Raw genomic sequence first — 17,062 nt, 5'->3', positions numbered from 1 at the left:
ATTAGTTCTCCTCCCAAACAACTTCACCTTCGAATACAGTCATCACTGGCCATCCTGCACAGTTCCAACCGTTGAACGGTGTATTTTTCCCTTTTGAAACGAATGTTGTTTTATCGATTGCTCGTTCTTGTTCTAAGTCGATTAATGTTAAGTCTGCAACGCCGCCTACTTCTAAACGTCCGTACGGTAAGTTGAACACGTCTGCTGGCTTTTTCGTCAACCAGTCGACGAGTTGTTGTGTCGTCCAACGTCCTGATTGTACGTGTTTCGTATAAAGTAATGGGAATGCTGTTTCGAATCCTGTAATGCCGAATGGCGCTGTCGCGAATCCGACTGCTTTCTCTTCGTCTGTATGCGGCGCATGGTCTGTTGCGATAAAGTCGATCGTACCGTCTTCCAATCCTTCGAGTAACGCTTCTAAGTCTTCTTGTCCGCGTAATGGTGGGTTCATTTTCCAGTTTGCGTCGTCTCCTGGAATGTCTTCATCGATTAACAGTAAGTGGTGTGGTGTCACTTCTGCTGTTACGTGAATGCCTGCTGCTTTCGCTTCACGAATCGCGCGCACCGATTCTTTCGTGCTGACGTGACAAACGTGATAATGTGCACCTGCTGCTTCTGCAAGTAAGACGTCGCGCGCAATTTGTACCGCTTCACAAATCGATGGAATCCCTTTAATGCCCATCTCTTTACTCTTCTCACCTTCGTGCATCGCTCCGCCGTAAATGAGTGAGTTATCTTCACAGTGTGCGACGACAGCCATGTCGAGTTCAGCCGCTTGTTGCATCGCTTCGTACATCATCCCTGCTGATTGGACGCCGACGCCATCGTCTGTAAATGCGAATGCGCCGTGTTCTTTTAACTCTTTGAAGTTCGTTAATTCTTTTCCTGCTTCACGAATCGTGATCGATGCGTAAGGAAGTACACGAATGCGAGCGTTCTTTTCAATCAATTCATTGACGAGTGTTAAATTTTCTTTCGTGTCGGGTACAGGGCGCGTATTCGGCATCGCACATACTGTCGTGAAACCGCCTTTTGCTGCTGCGTGCGTTCCTGTTTCAATCGTTTCTTTATGCTCGCCACCAGGTTCGCGTAAATGAACGTGAATGTCGATAAATCCAGGAGATAGTAATTTTCCTCCACCATCTACTGTGCGGTCTGCTTCGACTCGTAAGTCTTTTCCGATCGCCTCAACGACTCCATTTTCCACGAATACATCCGTTTCAATTAACTCGTTGTTTCCATTTAATACGTTGACATTTTGAATAAGTAAGCTCATTATTCGTTCCTCCCTTTAAGTAATAACTTTATAATAGCAGCGCGTACGTACACGCCGTTTTCCACTTGTGTTAAAATTTTTGACTTCGGACTTTCAATGAGTTCATCTGCAATTTCAACCCCGCGATTGACAGGTGCTGGATGCATGATGATCGCGTGTGCTTGCAAGCGCTCCGCTCGTTCTAGCGTCAAGCCGAACTGGCGATGATATTCCCATTTTGAAAACGCAAGTCCCTCTCCGTCATGGCGTTCGTGTTGAACACGTAACAACATGAGCACGTCACAGTTTTCGATTTGAGCATCTAAGTCTGTCGTATAGTCAAACTCTCCTGCCCATTCATCTGGGCAGACAAATGTGACGTTCGCGCCTAGTCGCTTGAGCGATTCGGCATTCGATTTTGCGACACGACTGTGAGAGATGTCTCCTGCAATTGTAACATTTAATCCTTCAAATTTACCGAAATGTTCGTAGATTGTGAAAATATCTAGTAATGATTGTGTCGGATGTTGGCCAGATCCGTCTCCTCCATTAATGAGCGGAATGTCCATATGGTCGACGAGCTGCTCGTAATATTTATCACGCGGATGGCGCACGACGACGAGGTCGAGACCGATCGCTTCAAATGTTTTCACCGTATCGTACAATGTTTCACCTTTTAACGTGCTCGATGATTCAGGAGCGAATGGGATAACTTCCATTCCTAAGCGACGTTCGGCCATTTCGAAACTCGATTTCGTGCGCGTGCTCGGCTCGAAAAATAAATTGCTCACATAATACGTGCGGTCTAATTTACGAATGCCGTCCGCCTTCATTTCACGTGCGAGTTCGATAATTTTCATCATTTCTTCTGTCGTTAAACTTTTCATATTGACGATATGTTCCATCGTAGTCGTCTCCTTTATTGTACGATTTTTTGAACCGTTAGCGGATGCTAACATTCTTGGGAACAAGCAATGCGTACTTTTTTAACCAAGCGATCCCCGCCGTTCATGCGGTTCATATTATGAAAAAAGAACCTTTTCGCCAATTCGGGAAAAGGTTCTTTTGCATACGAAACTACACCTACTTCAAATAGGCTATCGTGCAAATCCCTTTCCCCGTCTCTCTGAACGAAATTAAAAAGGTTATTTTTCTATTAATTCTTTCGGTCGTCCAGGCAAAATGAGGTTGAGCAATACCCCGACAATCGCCGCGAGTGCCATTCCTCCGAGTTCAAACGGAACGTTTAATACCGGGACGATAAATTTCAATGTCGCGCCACCTATTCCGATGACGAGAATGACTGATGCGATGACTAAGTTACGTTGACTGTCGAAATCGATTTGATGTTCGACGAGCATGCGTAAACCAGATGCTGCGATCATACCGAAAAGTAAAATCGATACACCGCCAAGAACAGCGGTCGGAATCGTTCCGATCAACGCCATCACTTTTCCTAAGAAGGCGAAGATGATTGCGAATGTCGCTGCTCCTAAAATGACGTACACACTGTACACACGCGTCATTGCGAGCACTCCGATATTTTCACCGTACGTCGTTTTTGGCGGTCCGCCCATCAATCCACTAATGAGTGTTCCGAGGCCGTCCCCAAGCAGTGAGCGGTGAAGTCCTGGATTTTCGAGATAGTTGCGATTGACGACGCGTCCTAAAACGAGTTGGTGCCCGATATGTTCTGAAATCGTGACGAGCACGACCGGAATCATGAGCGATAACGCCATGAGTGAAATGTTCACATCGTAATGAATGACCGGGAAAATAAATTCTGGCATAGCGAATACTTTCGCTTGTAATACTGGGTCGAAATCGACGATGCCGATCGCGAGCGAGTAAATGTACCCGACGACGATACCGACGATGACAGGCATTAAACTAATGAGCCCTTTGAAAAACATGAGGACGATGACCGCTGTTAAAAGCGTTACACCCGCTGCAGTTAAATGTTTCAAACTGTATTCTGAACCGATTTGATTGCCGAGTTCGTCGAATACAGGAACCATGCTCGCCATGTCGATCGCTGTCGGCGCAAGTCCGAGTCCGATGACGACGATGACTGGTCCGACGACAATCGGTGGTAAAAGACGCATGATCCAACGGTGTCCCGTCTTCCAAATGATGAGAGAGACGATTGAATAAACGAAGGATACTGCGATAATCCCAATCATAATGTCTCCGTCTGTTCCGCCACCTTCGCGAATCATAATGATCGGAGCGATGAAGGCGAAACTTGAACCTAAGTAAGCAGGTACTTGGAAGCGCGTCACGATGACGAAAATGAATGTTGCGATACCGCTCGTAAGCAAAGCCATCGCTGGGCTTAATCCGACGAGTGTCGGCACTAAAATCGTCGCACCGAACATCGCAAACATATGCTGTAAACTGAGTACAATCCAACGTAGTGGATCGGGCTTATCTTGAATGTCTAACACTGCTTTTTCCGCCATAGGGCACCTCACTTATGAATGACGACGCTATTTTCGCCATCTTCTTCTTGTAGTTTGACGACGACGCGTTCTTCGCTCGACGTCGGAATGTTTTTTCCGATAAAGTCTGGTCGAATCGGTAGCTCACGATGACCTCGGTCGACGAGGACGGCAAGTTGAATGGCGCTCGGTCTGCCGATATCCATAATCGCATCCATCGCTGCGCGCACTGTACGTCCTGTAAATAACACATCATCGACTAAAATGACGATTTTGTCCTCTACATTTTGTTCGATATTCACTTCGTTGACAGACGGTTCGCCGTCGACTGTTTTTTTCTGAAGATCGTCGCGATATAAGGTGATGTCAAGTTCTCCTATCGCCACTTGTTCTTGTTCAATCGTTTCGATGCGTTCGCTCAAGCGCTTCGCGAGAAATGCCCCTCTCGTTTTAATGCCGACGAGAATGCAACGGTCGACTCCTTTATTGCGTTCGATAATTTCATGAGCGATGCGCGTCAACGCACGTTCAATCGCTTGTTCGTCCAAAATGACTGCTTTTTCTGTCATGAAGAACCCTCCTTTTTTATCCAAAATAAAAGCCCTCTCCAAGAAAAACCTCGGAAAGGGCATAAAAATGCGTAGTGAAATAGAGTAGAGTAATCCCTCTACAGTATGACGTTTACCTTCCCAGCCTCTCTGGACTGTTCTTAAAGGTGCTCTTATTTAATTTGCTTACTCTAGTATAGCGAACTCTCGTTATATGTCAATAACAAATTAAGATTCGCGTAACTCTGTTAGCAATTGTTCATAATCTGCTGGAAGTGGTGCTGTCCATTCCATATATTCGCCTGTCATCGGATGCGTTAAGCCGAGCGTTTGGGCATGTAGTACTTGTCCGCCGAAGTCGAGCGTTTTTTTCTGTCCGTATTTCGGGTCCCCGACGAGTGGATAGCCGATATATTGCATATGGACACGAATTTGGTGCGTGCGTCCTGTGACGAGTTCACATTGGACGAGCGTATATTTGCCACCGATTTGTTCTAACACTGTGAAATGTGTCGTCGCTTCTTTCCCTGTTCCGATGACTGTCATTTTTTGACGATCGCGCGTATCACGGCCGATTGGTGCTTCGATCGTTCCTTTCGGGTGCGGAATATGTCCGTGAACGAGGGCGACGTATTGACGCTTCACCGTACGTTCGACGAGTTGATTGACGAGGTTGACGTGCGCTTCGTCATGTTTGGCGACGACGAGCAAGCCCGACGTATCTTTATCGAGGCGGTGAACGATTCCTGGACGAAGCACACCGTTAATGCCTGATAAATCGTGAATGGCATACATGAGCCCGTTGACGAGCGTTCCTGAATAATGCCCTGCTGACGGATGGACGACCATACCGCGTGGTTTATTGACGACCGCAATATGCTCATCTTCGTAGACGATATCTAAATTTAAATCTTCTGCGACGACATCGAGCGGAACCGCTTCTGGCTCTGTAATGATGACGACATCGTCTTCACTTACTTTATAATTCGCTTTCACTACGGCATCGTTCACGACGATATGCCCTTCCTTAATCCAGTCCTGCACTTGAGTGCGTGACCATTCTGGGAAAAGTGTCGGGATAATTTTATCGAGACGTTGTTTCTTTTGGTCTTCTGTAATGATAATGCGTTCTGTTCTCATGATTTCACCTTACTTTTCAGTTTCTCTTCAAATAACATATGAATAATTAATAAAATAACACCGATCGTCAATGCGGCATCCGCGATATTAAATATCGGGAAATTGTAATCGATGACAGGAATCCAAACACTAATAAAATCGACGACATGTTGATACAAGACGCGGTCGATAAAGTTTCCAATCGCTCCCCCGACTAACAACATGATCGCTACCGATAATAGTGTATCGTGTTTCGCTTCTTTATAAAAATAATACAGTAATCCGCCGACGACAAAAATAGTGACGACGTAGAAAAATGCCATTTTCCCTTCTAACATTCCCCAAGCTGCGCCGCTATTTCGATGCGATAAAATCGAAACGTAACCTGGAATGACTTCAATTCGTTCTCCGATTTCCATTTGTTGGACGACGAGTCGTTTTGACCATTGATCGGCAATGATGACGATTAAAGCAATAACATAATATGCAATTGTGCGCATTTCATACCCTCCGAACGTAACAGTATCGTCAGTTAGTGTACCATAGTTTGAATAAAAAAAGACAAGCTGAAGGAGCTATTCTTCAACTTGTCTTTCAAAATAAAATCGATTAAGCGAGTGTCGAAACAACTTCCGCACAACGTCCACAAATTTCTGGATGCTGAGCATCTGTGCCGACATCTTGACGCACGGACCAACAACGTGCACATTTTTCGCCTTCTGCTGCTGTAATTTGAACTTTCGCTACATCATACGCTTTGTCTAGCGCATCCCATGCGACGAGTTCGAAATCAGAGACGATGAAAAATTGAGCGAAGTCGAGATCTGTCGCTTCGAATAACGGTGCGAGTTCTTCCGGTAAAGCAATCGTCGCTTTCGCTTCGAGTGATTTTCCGATCACTTTCGCATTACGCGCTTCTTCTAACGCTTTTAAGACGTCATCACGCACGTCGAGCAATTGGTCGAAACGTTCGACTAATGCTTTACCTGCATCGCCAAAATCTTCTGCTTCTGGCATATCTGTCAATTGAACGCTCACCGCTTTTTCGTTTTCATACGTTAAGTGTGCCCACATTTCGTCTGTCGTATGTGGCAAGATTGGTGCTAACAATTGAACGAGTGTGACGAGTGTGTCATACATCACCGTCTGCATCGCACGACGTGCTGGGTCGTCTTCACGTTCGATGTAGACGATATCTTTCGCTAAGTCTAAATAGAACGAGCTTAAGTCACCTGTACAGAAGTTATTCACTTCATGGTATACTGTCGCAAATTCATAACGCTCATACGCCGTACGAACCGACTGAATGACTTCGTTTAAACGCACAAGCATATATTGGTCAATCGGGCTCAAGTTTTCATATGCAACGCGATCTGTTTCTGGATTGTAGTCCGCGACGTTTCCGTGTAAGAAACGGAATGTGTTACGGATTTTACGGTACACTTCAGACACTTGTTTAAAGTTTGAATCACTTACGCGCACGTCTGCTGTATAGTCGACAGATGATGCCCATAAACGTAAAATATCAGCACCCATTTGATTCATTACTTTCACTGGGTCGATCGTGTTACCGAGTGATTTACTCATTTTGCGACCTTCGCCGTCAAGTGTAAATCCGTGGCTTAAAATGCCTTTGTACGGAGCGATGCCGTTAATTGCAACACTTGTCGTCAGCGATGAGTTAAACCATCCACGATATTGGTCAGAACCTTCTAAGTAAAGGTCTGCAGGGTATTGAAGATCGTCGCGTTCTACGAGCACTCCTTGGTGAGAAGAACCTGAGTCGAACCAAACGTCCATAATGTCGTTCTCTTTCGTAAATTCGCCGTTCGGGCTACCTGGATGTGTAAAGCCTTCTGGCAATAAATCTTTCGCTTCACGCTCGAACCAAACGTTTGAACCGTGTTCGCGGAACAAGTTCGATACGTGGTCGATCGTTTCTGGCGTGATGATCGCTTCCCCGTCTTCTGCGTAGAAAATAGGAAGTGGCACACCCCACGCACGTTGACGTGAAATGACCCAGTCTCCACGGTCACGAACCATGTTGTAAAGACGAGTTTCACCCCATGCTGGTGTGAAGTTCGTTTCGCGAATCGCTTGTAACAATTCGTCACGGAACTTGTCGATTGAAGCGAACCATTGCGGTGTCGCACGGTACATAACCGGTTTTTTCGTACGCCAGTCGTGTGGGTACGAGTGAGTGATGAAGTTCATATGCTCTAAAGCGCCAACTTCTGTTAATTTTTCAGTGACTGCTTTATTCGCATCATCATAAAATAATCCTTCAAACATCGGTGCTTCTTCCGTCATCACACCGCGTCCGTCAACTGGTGACAGAACGTCTAAACCGTAGCTTTGACCGATGTAGTAGTCATCTTCCCCGTGTCCAGGTGCAGTATGAACACAACCTGTACCGCCATCTGCTGTTACGTGGTCTCCGTTCATAATGAGTGAATCACGCTCGTACAATGGATGTGTCGCAACGAGACGATCGAGGTCTGCCCCTTTCATCTCTTGAACGATTTCATACGATTCCCAACCGATTTCTGTCGCAACAGTTTCGACTAAATCTTTTGCGATGACGAATTTTTTGTCATTCGCTTGTACGACTGCGTAATCGAAATCAGGATGTACTGAAATTCCGAGGTTCGCTGGAATCGTCCAAGGTGTCGTCGTCCAAATGAGGAAGTTTACATCTGTATCGAGCACACCTTTTCCGTCTTTCACTGGGAAGCTAACGTAAATCGATGGTGAGCGCTTATCTTGGTATTCAATTTCCGCTTCAGCGAGCGCTGATTCACTTGAAGGTGACCAGTAAACCGGTTTTAATCCTTTGTAAATATAGCCTTTTTCTGCCATTTTACCGAATACTTTAATTTGGTGTGATTCGAATTCTGGCTTCAACGTAATGTATGGGTTTTCCCAATCGCCACGAACGCCGAGACGTTTCGATTGCGTACGTTGTTTATCGATTTGCGTGTAAGCATAATCTTCACACATTTGACGATATTCAACGATCGACATTTCTTTACGTTTTACCCCTTTGTTAGAAAGGACTTGTTCGATTGGCAAACCGTGCGTATCCCAACCTGGAACGAATGGTGCATTGTATCCTGTCATCGATTTATGACGGACGATCATATCTTTTAATACGCGGTTCAATGCGTGTCCCATATGGAGGTCACCGTTTGCGAATGGTGGTCCGTCGTGTAAAACGAACATCGGACGATCTTTCGTACGTTCTTGTACGAGTTTGTAAATGTCTAATTCTTCCCATTTTTTCTGCATTTCTGGTTCACGATTCGGTAAATTCCCGCGCATCGGAAACGCTGTTTTTGGCATTAATAACGTATCTTTATATTCCACATTAATTCTCTCCTTTTTTGAAAATAAAAAAACTCCGCCCCCTATGGAAGGGACGAAGTGTATCGCGTTACCACCCTAATTGCACATCTTTCAAATAAAAGACGTACCGCTTCAGTCGCTTTAACGCAGCGTCTACGAAGTAGTCTAATCGATTCGAACTACTTAACTCCAGAGTGATTTTCATCGAAGTTTAGTCGTTAAGCTCCCACTATCCTTAACTCGCTAAGCACTAAGCGCTTCAATTACTCGCTCTATCTTCATCTTACTATTCTTTTCTTGAATATCGTTGATTATACACAATTCTTTTCTCATTGACAAGAACTGTTCCACTTTATTCTTCTTCGGGTTTAGATTCGTAAGCTTCTGCGATTTCTTCGTCCTCGATCGGGTCGTCTGTCAATAAAGCATCCCAATCTTCCGTACGAAGCATTTCGAGTTGCGCTTCTACGAGAAGGCGCAAACGGTTGCGAAACACTTTCGATTGCTTTTGTAAATCGCCAATCTCAATTGTAATTGCACGTGATTTTGCAAGAGCGTCGTTAATGATACGATCTGCATTTTTTTCAGCTTCTTTCACGATGAGCTTCGCTTCTTGTGTCGCGTTATGACGCACATCTTCCGCTGCTTCTTGCGCTACGATAATCGAGCGTTGTAACGTTTCTTCTAATGTGCTGAAATGCGAAACGCGTTCTCCTTGATCGTTCAGTTGTTTTTTCAACTGTTTATTTTCTTCGATAATCGCTTCATAGTCGCGCATTACTTGCTCTAAAAACTCGTTCACTTCATCTTCGTCGTACCCTCTAAACACTTTACTAAATGCTTTATTATGTATGTCTAGTGGAGTTAATGCCATGTTCCTTCACCGCCTCTTATTTTTTGTTCAATCGATGAGCTTGCCGACGATTAGACGAATATTGTCTTTTTTCGTCGTGCCTTCTAAACGTAGAACGTAAAACCTTCCATGTTGACGAATGGAAATCATATCTTCCAGTTGCACAGTTTGTGCATTGTTCGTCGTCACCGTCCAATTCAACTTCACTTTTTCACCTTGAATCAATTTCGAAGCACGCTGTCTTGAAATGTTCGCTACTTCAGAAACGATCGCATCTAAACGTAAAGAGGAGACGAAAATTAATCGTTCTTCCAACGTCCGTTTGTTCACGAGATACGGTTTTTCCGCAAGTTCCAACAACACTTTCGTGCGACCGACTTCCGTAAAGTTCAATTTGAAAAATGTTTGTAAATCTGATACGACAGCTAGTTGAACACGTTCTCCTTGAAAGACGATATCCCCGAAACGCGTCCGGTCGATGCCGCTATTCATGAGCGCACCGTACACTTCACGATGTGTTAATTGGACGAATTTCGTAGGGTATCTCAGTTCAAAAACGACGATTTCAAAATCTTCTTCTGTCGGTTCATGATAGCTCGGATAAATGAGCACACGTTTGTTTTCCGCCCCTTCAAATCCACCTTCGCTCGCATAAAGCAAGCCGCGCTGTGCGACGATTGTCTTTAAAATGTAGCGCTCTCGTGGATTCAAAAAGGACGTCAATTTCGGAATGTATTGCTCATCTACTTCATTCGCCCAATTGTGACATTCTTCTACAAATGCCTTTTCACTCTCTCTAAAGTGTTGCAACAACTGTTCCATCGCTCTTCTCCTTTATGCATTAAAGCATTGCATTAATCCAATTGAGGACTGTATAAACACCCGATTGAATTAAGTTCAGCGCTAACAATGCGATAATCGGTGAAAAATCAATCATTCCGAGTGGTGGAATAATCGAACGGAAAATACCTAAATACGGCTCGACCACTTTCTCTACGAATGCTCCGAATGATGATTCTCGAAGTCCTGGAATCCAACTCATTAACACGTAAATGATAATGAGGAAAAAATAAATTTGAAAAGCCATACCGATGATATTGGCTATTGTTTGCATGTTGACACCTCAATTTACCATTCTATATAATCTGTAATTTCTCCGCCGACTTCCACATTTTCAGGTGTGCATAAGAAAATGTCTGTGCCGACGCGTTGAATGTCTCCGTTCAACGAATAGACCGTCCCACTTAAGAAGTCAACGATGCGCAATGCTTGCTCACGGTCAATTCTTTGTAAGTTGACGATGACTGCTTTCTTTTGTAACAATTGATCAGCAATTTCTTGTGCTTCTGCATATACACGTGGCTCTGTTAAAAATACTTCCGCCGTCTTTTTCGCACTTTCGATGCTGACGAGATTCGGCTTCTGTTGTTTCGACTGTTGATTTTGTTGTGTTGGCTTCGTCACTTTTTGCCTCGCTTGCTCGACTGGGCGCTCTTGTCGTACTGCGTGAATTTGTTCGCGCGCTGTCGGTTGTTTCATTTCTTCGTACTCTTCTTCATCTTCTAAATAAAACCATTTCTCAATCTTTTGCTTTAAACTCATAATGATCCCCCGCTTTCTGAACCGACTAATGCTGTACCGATTCGTATGTGAGTTGCTCCTTCCTCAATCGCAATCTCGAAATCATTTGACATTCCCATCGACAAAAAGTGGCAAGGCGCATGTTGTAGTTGTAAAGCTTCAATTTCTCGTTGCAATGTTGCAAGTGTACGGAAAGTTTGGCGAATGATCGCCTCATCTTCTGTAAATGGTGCCATCGTCATTAAACCGACTACGCGTAAACGTTCAAAGCTTTGCAATTGTTCGATAAACGGCTTCACTTCGTCAATCGCGAGACCTGACTTCGAATCTTCTTCAGATGTATTCACTTGTACGAAACAATCAATCACTCGTTCAGCACGGTTTTCAATCTGTTTCGCTACAGACATCGTTTGCAAAGAGTGAATCACTTGAGCGTGAGGAAGAATATCTTTCACACGGCGACTTTGCACGTTCCCGATGAAGTGCCATTCGACTGATTGTTCCGGAAAATGACTTCCTTTTTCCATCAATCCTTCCGGACGGTTTTCACCGAGTTGTACGTATCCTGCGCGGACGACTTCTTCTGTTCGCTCTGTTGAAATTGATTTTGTTACGGCAATCACTTGAACGGATGAACGCTCTCGTCCTGCGCGGTCGCATGCGGCTTGAATCCGCTCTTCAATTTCTCGTTTTCGTTTGTCTAGTTCATTCATGATGTATCACTACTTTTCTACATTTTTCGTACACATGCTAAACATTATCGACGGCGATTGCGATTGCGTAAAAATGGTGGAATGTCTAACATGTCTTCCGTTTTGTCTACTTCTTGTTTCTTCGGCTCTTCATAATGAACAGGTGCCTGTTGTTGTGGCTGTTGTGACGGTGTAGGTTCTACCATCTTTTTCGGTTGTGTATATGTCGATTGTGACGACTGTGGCATCTTCACTTCACGATCTTTATTGAAGTCTGTCGCAATGACTGTGACGACAATTTCTTCTTTTAATTCTTCGTTAATGACCGAACCGAAAATTAAGTTCACTTCTTGGTCGCTCGCTGCCGCAACGATGTCCGCTGCTTCTTGCACTTCGTAAAGTCCTAAGTTCGAGCCACCTGTAATGTTCATTAATACACCGCGCGCTCCGTCGATTGACGTTTCTAAAAGCGGGCTTGAAATCGCTTTTTTCGCCGCTTCTGTCGCACGATTTTCCCCTGTTGCCATCCCGATTCCCATCAATGCTGAACCTTTGTCGCTCATGATCGTTTTCACATCAGCGAAGTCTAAGTTGATGAGTCCTGGTACTGCGATTAAGTCAGAAATCCCTTGTACCCCTTGGCGAAGTACGTTGTCCGCTTCTTTAAACGCTTCGAGCATCGGCGTATTGCGATCGACAATTTCGAGTAATTTATCGTTCGGAATGACGATGAGTGTATCGACAGCATCTTTCATCGCTGCAATTCCACCAGCTGCTTGTGTCGCACGTTTTTTCCCTTCAAACATGAACGGACGCGTCACAACTCCTACTGTTAAAGCTCCGAGATCTTTCGCAATTTGAGCGATGACTGGCGCTGCCCCTGTTCCAGTTCCTCCACCCATTCCTGCTGTGACGAATACCATATCCGCCCCTTGCAACGCTTCTTCGATTTGCTCTTTACTCTCTTCTGCTGCTTTTTTACCTACTTCTGGATTCGCTCCTGCTCCTAATCCTCTTGTCAACTTCCCGCCTATTTGAAGTTTAATGTCAGCAGATGATAAATTTAACGCTTGAGCGTCGGTATTCACTGCAATAAAGTCTACCCCTCTTACTCCATGTTCAATCATACGATTGACCGCGTTGTTACCTCCTCCACCAACTCCAATTACTTTTATGACCGCTAGCGCTTCGTCATTCATATCAAATTCAAGCATCGTCTCTCCTCCTAAATATTACCTACGTAATCAATCAAAGAAATTGTTAAATAGCTTTTTTGTTTTGCTAAATAAGCCTTCCTTCTTTTCTTTCTTCTCTTGTTCATACTCATCATCGTAATCATAAAAATCTTCATCTTCGTAAAAATCAGATTGTGACTGTTGATTTTCATTTGACGGTTGTGGTTGTTTGAAATCTTGAGCAGGTACGTAAGAGCGATTGTAAAATTGATCGTCTTTCGCTGCATATTGAATGAGCCCCACTGCTGTCGTATATTTCGGATCTCGCACGCCAATATACGGTGGTGCATGTAAACGTACACGCAATTGGAACACGTCACGCGCTAAATGTAAAATGCCTTCCACTTTCGTTGCGCCACCTGTTAAAATAATGCCTCCTGGTAAATCTGTCACATTCATATTATACAATTCATCAATAATTAAATCGAATAGCTCTTCCATACGAGCGCCTAAAATTTCAGCGACATATTTTTGGCTTATATTCTCATGTTTATCTTGATCGATTACAGGTACTTCAATCCAGTCATCTAAAGCATCTTCCACATACATGTGGCCGTAATGATATTTAATTTTTCTCGCTTCTTCTGTCGATGTTTTTAATACGATAGATAAATCTTTCGTCATATTATCGCCACCGACTGGAATGACAGAGCTGCCGACGATATGGTTATCTTTAAATACCGTAACTGTCGTAATACCGCCACCGATGTCCACATAGGCGACACCGTGATTTTTTTCATCTTCTGTGAGAGCGAATGTTCCCGCTGCCAATGATTGCAAATAAATTTCACGTACTTGGACGCCCGCTTTGTCGACACAACGTAAAATGTTGTGAAGCAATGTTTTAGACGTCGTAATTAAAGTCCCTTCCAATTCTAACCGGATTCCGAGCATACCGCGCGGATCTTTAATTTCATCATAGTCATCGACGATAAATTGTTTCGGGACGATGTTTAACACTTCGCGTTCCGGTGATACAGACATGAGTTGTGCCGAATCAATCACGCGGTGCAATTCATCATCCGTAATTTCACGATTGTCATTGTTAATCGCAACGACACCTTTCGCTTTTTGGAACTGTACGTCATTTGCAGGTATTCCGAGAACGACTTCAGACACTTTCACATTCATCATTCGTTCTGCTTCTTCAATAACTTGTTTGATCGATTTTACTGTCGCTTCTATATCGATAATCGTCCCTTTACGAATGCCTTTTGACGCGACCTCCGTCACACCGATGACATGCACCGTGTCATCCGCTACTTTTCCGACGAGTAACTTCACTGTCGACGATCCGATATCGAGCGCTGCATAATATTCTGATTCATCCATTCTTCACACCTCCTGCAAATGATTGCATACTATATTCTATTGCATTTTTCTTACATTGTCTAAAGTTTTTCAATATCCTGACTCTCCTCTATCTCTCCTCGTTTCTTTTCTTCAGCTCGCTCGGACCATTTCGTCAACAAAATACGACGGATGATCGCAATATTTTGGAACAGGCGTACTCCGAAAGCAAACACGGCCGCCAAATAAAGATCGACTCCGAGGTGTACTCCGAGAAAGGCTAAGCTCGCTGCGAGTATAATGTTGAAGAAGAAACCAGATATAAATATTTTATCGTCGTACACTTGTTGAAGGTGTGCACGAATCCCTCCAAATAGAGTATCTAATGCTGCCAATACGGCAATCGATAAATAGTTGCTGTACACAGATGGGATTTGAAGGTCAGACAACAATCCGAGAGAAATCCCTATGAGTAAACCGAGCAATGGTAGCCACATTTAATCGTCCTCCTTCGGAAGTTGTTGTAAGTACATCATCTCAACCTGTTCCGTCCAACCATTTAATTCGATTTGCTCACTCGGTTCATGAATATCAATTATGAGATTATCGATGTAAAAATCATCGTGTAATGGAGATGCGAGTAAGTAGTTGTACACTTTCTCACTGTCCTCAAATGTTTCCGTTACAATCTTTATTGTAAAGGGTGGGTTCTTTACATTCAAACCATTCACTGTCGTCACACCATTAATATCTCGAATTGCACTTAAAATCGTATAACGTTTCGAATCAATTTCGATAATTAAACCGCTCATACGATTCACATCATTGATGAAACGAGTCAACAAATCGGCTTGTATTGTTTCGATCGGTAAACCTAAAGCGATACTTTCTGGCGATGGTTGAATTTCAATTTCGACTCCTGGACCTGTTAAAGAAGTGAAGCCCGCTCGCTTTTTTAAGTCGTCTACCGTTTCGATTAAAGCCATTTCAGGGTCTTCTGATTTTGCCCGTTCATACGTATATAATGTGTGATCCATATCTCGTATTTCTTTTAACAGCTCGGATTGCGCTTGTTTCTGTTCGGCAATTTCATTCCGAATTGCCCAAATATCTCGTGTATCTCGCTCTGCTGGTTGATGATTTAAAGAGTTGTACTGGACAGCCAACATAAAACCGACGAGCGACACGACGAGCAGGAGGGCGATGCTCACTTTTGGTTTTATTTTCATCACTACCCTTCCCTCAATGCTGGTAACATAATCTCTTTTTCTTCAACAGACACGACGATGTGATCTTGTTCAAGTGAATCTAGTACGCCTCCACGCAATTGTAAAGATGACTGCAACACTTCTTGTGAGCCGACTGCCTCGATGACGAACGGTTCGGGAAATGTTTTACCATCGACCGTAATGACCGGTCCTGTACATTTTATCGATGAATTAGCTGTCAATCGTTGTCCGTTAATCGCAATCCCTTCCGCTCCCGCAATTTTCAATTCATTGACGACGCGCAGTACGTGACTTTCGTGAACGATGTAGTCGTTCGGGTTTTGCGTAAGCGGGTCGTAGTCGGCATCTTTTAACGTCACTTTCACACCTTCTCCTTGTGCTGGCACGAGTCCGAGTAATAAACGTAATTGTTCAGCTTCTTCAATCAAATTCGTATGGCGATCTTCTTCATGCATGAACGAATGTTCAATGTCCATCACTTCGCGCATTTTTTCTTCCAATTCTTCGTAAAGTTCTTTATTGCGCTCTTGCAAACGAAGCAACTCTTCACGATATTGCTCTTCACGCAAATAAGCGAGCGGTTGGTAATTGTCTTGCTGATTGTTAATGCCGAGTGTTTTGTATGAGAAAGCGAAAATGAAACCTAGCACTAAAAAGACGACAGAAAACCAAATTTGTCTCACACTATTCTTCTTCGACCTCTTCTTGCTGCTCATTGTTTTCACTTCCTCCATATAGCTTGTCATACGATGTAAAATAAGCACCGACTTCCAAATCGAATACTCCTTTTTCTTCAGGTCCGAGCTGGGTCACAAGCTGTGGGTAGTAAGTTAAGCGCTCGGCTAAATTACTCATTAACGTATGCACTTCATTCCCATCATCCATATATAGACGTACTTTTAGTTCGTAGTCGGTCGGCGTGATAATGATTTCTGAAATGAGTTCGAACACGGCATCTTCAATTTGCAACAGTTGCGCAGCGATTTGCTGCTTCTGTTCGAGCGTTTCAAATTGAGAAATAATTGGAATTTTGCGCGTCATTTGATTGTGCACGTAAGGAAGTTCCGTTCCGTCTTCCAGCATCAACTGAAACAGCCCTTCTGTTTCAATGTAAGCGACAGGAATTTTCTCTTGAATTTTCAATGAGACGATTCGATTCCAACTGCGGCTCACTTCAACTGCTTTCACAGTCGGCATTTTCATCAGTTGTCGTTCAATCTCTTTCAATTCCAATCCCCAAATCGAATCCCCCATTCGAATACCACTCTCTTCAACGTATTCGATTGGTTCTGCTAAAGATGCGCCGTACACGTCGACTTCTTTCACATCGCTCAAACCTGTTTGGAAGTAAATGAGCGTTAGTAAAAGCAATAAAATGATGACGACAAATGTGTAAAAACGACGATTGAGTCGCCGTCTTTTCTTTTTGACGAGTTCTGGAATTTTATCTTGTATATCTACAACCGTCGACATG

General features: G+C 43.9%; 18 protein-coding genes and 1 other annotated feature. All 18 genes read right to left on the bottom strand.

Annotated elements, in window-relative coordinates; all coding sequences use genetic code 11:
- Position 1 precedes the first annotated feature (1 nt).
- Positions 2–1,276 (bottom strand): dihydroorotase, encoded by a 1,275-nt coding sequence (locus ACFQ0V_RS05710; RefSeq protein ID WP_381010812.1) that lies wholly within the window; start codon positions 1,274–1,276, stop codon positions 2–4.
- Positions 1,276–2,160: an aspartate carbamoyltransferase catalytic subunit gene (locus ACFQ0V_RS05705; RefSeq protein ID WP_381010809.1), complete on the bottom strand. Its 885-nt coding sequence runs from the start codon at positions 2,158–2,160 to the stop codon at positions 1,276–1,278. The genes ACFQ0V_RS05710 and ACFQ0V_RS05705 overlap by 1 nt, the downstream gene beginning before the upstream one ends.
- A gap of 240 nt (positions 2,161–2,400) precedes the next feature.
- Positions 2,401–3,717 (bottom strand): uracil-xanthine permease family protein, encoded by a 1,317-nt coding sequence (locus ACFQ0V_RS05700; RefSeq protein WP_381010806.1) that lies wholly within the window; start codon positions 3,715–3,717, stop codon positions 2,401–2,403.
- 8 nt (positions 3,718–3,725) lie between these two features.
- On the bottom strand, positions 3,726–4,265 hold the full coding sequence (gene pyrR / locus ACFQ0V_RS05695) for a bifunctional pyr operon transcriptional regulator/uracil phosphoribosyltransferase PyrR (RefSeq protein ID WP_381010803.1): 540 nt from the start codon (positions 4,263–4,265) through the stop codon (positions 3,726–3,728).
- Positions 4,266–4,472: 207 nt separating this feature from the next.
- Positions 4,473–5,384, bottom strand: a complete 912-nt coding sequence (locus ACFQ0V_RS05690) for an RluA family pseudouridine synthase (RefSeq protein WP_381010800.1) — start codon at positions 5,382–5,384, stop codon at positions 4,473–4,475.
- The gene (lspA, locus tag ACFQ0V_RS05685) at positions 5,381–5,863 is read right to left on the bottom strand and encodes a signal peptidase II (protein ID WP_381010797.1); all 483 of its coding nucleotides are present in this window, start codon (positions 5,861–5,863) and stop codon (positions 5,381–5,383) included. Before lspA ends, ACFQ0V_RS05690 begins: the two co-directional genes overlap by 4 nt.
- Before the next feature lie 109 nt (positions 5,864–5,972).
- On the bottom strand, positions 5,973–8,729 hold the full coding sequence (gene ileS, locus ACFQ0V_RS05680; protein ID WP_381010794.1) for an isoleucine--tRNA ligase: 2,757 nt from the start codon (positions 8,727–8,729) through the stop codon (positions 5,973–5,975).
- 45 nt (positions 8,730–8,774) lie between these two features.
- Positions 8,775–8,996 (bottom strand) — a binding site (T-box leader).
- A gap of 64 nt (positions 8,997–9,060) precedes the next feature.
- Complete coding sequence (locus ACFQ0V_RS05675; RefSeq protein WP_381010791.1) at positions 9,061–9,582, bottom strand: DivIVA domain-containing protein; 522 nt, start codon at positions 9,580–9,582, stop codon at positions 9,061–9,063.
- Positions 9,583–9,609: 27 nt separating this feature from the next.
- On the bottom strand, positions 9,610–10,383 hold the full coding sequence (locus tag ACFQ0V_RS05670) for a YlmH family RNA-binding protein (protein ID WP_381010788.1): 774 nt from the start codon (positions 10,381–10,383) through the stop codon (positions 9,610–9,612).
- Positions 10,384–10,402: 19 nt separating this feature from the next.
- A complete protein-coding gene (locus ACFQ0V_RS05665) occupies positions 10,403–10,675 on the bottom strand; it encodes a YggT family protein (RefSeq protein ID WP_381010785.1) in 273 nt (90 codons plus the stop codon).
- Positions 10,676–10,689: 14 nt separating this feature from the next.
- Complete coding sequence (locus tag ACFQ0V_RS05660) at positions 10,690–11,163, bottom strand: cell division protein SepF (protein ID WP_381010782.1); 474 nt, start codon at positions 11,161–11,163, stop codon at positions 10,690–10,692.
- Complete coding sequence (locus ACFQ0V_RS05655) at positions 11,160–11,855, bottom strand: YggS family pyridoxal phosphate-dependent enzyme (RefSeq protein WP_381010779.1); 696 nt, start codon at positions 11,853–11,855, stop codon at positions 11,160–11,162. The genes ACFQ0V_RS05660 and ACFQ0V_RS05655 overlap by 4 nt, the downstream gene beginning before the upstream one ends.
- A gap of 44 nt (positions 11,856–11,899) precedes the next feature.
- A complete protein-coding gene (gene ftsZ, locus ACFQ0V_RS05650; RefSeq protein ID WP_381010776.1) occupies positions 11,900–13,048 on the bottom strand; it encodes a cell division protein FtsZ in 1,149 nt (382 codons plus the stop codon).
- Between the two features lie 30 nt (positions 13,049–13,078).
- The gene (ftsA, locus tag ACFQ0V_RS05645; RefSeq protein ID WP_381010775.1) at positions 13,079–14,401 is read right to left on the bottom strand and encodes a cell division protein FtsA; all 1,323 of its coding nucleotides are present in this window, start codon (positions 14,399–14,401) and stop codon (positions 13,079–13,081) included.
- A 59-nt stretch (positions 14,402–14,460) separates the two neighbouring features.
- Entirely contained in the window at positions 14,461–14,856 is a 396-nt protein-coding gene (locus tag ACFQ0V_RS05640; protein WP_381010773.1) for a small basic family protein, read from the bottom strand.
- A complete protein-coding gene (locus ACFQ0V_RS05635; RefSeq protein ID WP_381010771.1) occupies positions 14,857–15,588 on the bottom strand; it encodes a DUF881 domain-containing protein in 732 nt (243 codons plus the stop codon). It lies immediately after the preceding gene.
- 2 nt (positions 15,589–15,590) lie between these two features.
- On the bottom strand, positions 15,591–16,271 hold the full coding sequence (locus tag ACFQ0V_RS05630) for a DUF881 domain-containing protein (protein ID WP_381010768.1): 681 nt from the start codon (positions 16,269–16,271) through the stop codon (positions 15,591–15,593).
- A gap of 1 nt (position 16,272) precedes the next feature.
- Positions 16,273–17,061 carry a cell division protein FtsQ/DivIB gene (locus tag ACFQ0V_RS05625; RefSeq protein ID WP_381010766.1) on the bottom strand — a complete coding sequence of 263 codons (789 nt, stop codon included), beginning with the start codon at positions 17,059–17,061 and terminating at the stop codon, positions 16,273–16,275.
- Position 17,062: the final 1 nt, after the last annotated feature.

This window comes from Savagea faecisuis (genome assembly GCF_042675605.1).
GTDB classification, from domain to species: domain Bacteria; phylum Bacillota; class Bacilli; order Bacillales_A; family Planococcaceae; genus Savagea; species Savagea faecisuis.
Note: the sequence above shows the minus strand (reverse complement) of the source record. Positions and strands in the feature narration are given on the sequence as shown.

Coding starts and splice junctions, on each gene's coding strand:
- ACFQ0V_RS05710 (WP_381010812.1), bottom strand. CDS start 1,276: ATGAGCTTACTTATTCAAAATGTCAACGTATTAAATGGAAACAACGAG.
- ACFQ0V_RS05660 (WP_381010782.1), bottom strand. CDS start 11,163: ATGAGTTTAAAGCAAAAGATTGAGAAATGGTTTTATTTAGAAGATGAA.
- ftsA (WP_381010775.1), bottom strand. CDS start 14,401: ATGGATGAATCAGAATATTATGCAGCGCTCGATATCGGATCGTCGACA.
- ftsZ (WP_381010776.1), bottom strand. CDS start 13,048: ATGCTTGAATTTGATATGAATGACGAAGCGCTAGCGGTCATAAAAGTA.
- ACFQ0V_RS05705 (WP_381010809.1), bottom strand. CDS start 2,160: ATGGAACATATCGTCAATATGAAAAGTTTAACGACAGAAGAAATGATG.
- pyrR (WP_381010803.1), bottom strand. CDS start 4,265: ATGACAGAAAAAGCAGTCATTTTGGACGAACAAGCGATTGAACGTGCG.
- lspA (WP_381010797.1), bottom strand. CDS start 5,863: ATGCGCACAATTGCATATTATGTTATTGCTTTAATCGTCATCATTGCC.
- ACFQ0V_RS05690 (WP_381010800.1), bottom strand. CDS start 5,384: ATGAGAACAGAACGCATTATCATTACAGAAGACCAAAAGAAACAACGT.
- ACFQ0V_RS05655 (WP_381010779.1), bottom strand. CDS start 11,855: ATGAATGAACTAGACAAACGAAAACGAGAAATTGAAGAGCGGATTCAA.
- ACFQ0V_RS05665 (WP_381010785.1), bottom strand. CDS start 10,675: ATGCAAACAATAGCCAATATCATCGGTATGGCTTTTCAAATTTATTTT.
- ACFQ0V_RS05640 (WP_381010773.1), bottom strand. CDS start 14,856: ATGTGGCTACCATTGCTCGGTTTACTCATAGGGATTTCTCTCGGATTG.
- ACFQ0V_RS05635 (WP_381010771.1), bottom strand. CDS start 15,588: ATGAAAATAAAACCAAAAGTGAGCATCGCCCTCCTGCTCGTCGTGTCG.
- ACFQ0V_RS05670 (WP_381010788.1), bottom strand. CDS start 10,383: ATGGAACAGTTGTTGCAACACTTTAGAGAGAGTGAAAAGGCATTTGTA.
- ACFQ0V_RS05625 (WP_381010766.1), bottom strand. CDS start 17,061: ATGTCGACGGTTGTAGATATACAAGATAAAATTCCAGAACTCGTCAAA.
- ACFQ0V_RS05675 (WP_381010791.1), bottom strand. CDS start 9,582: ATGGCATTAACTCCACTAGACATACATAATAAAGCATTTAGTAAAGTG.
- ACFQ0V_RS05700 (WP_381010806.1), bottom strand. CDS start 3,717: ATGGCGGAAAAAGCAGTGTTAGACATTCAAGATAAGCCCGATCCACTA.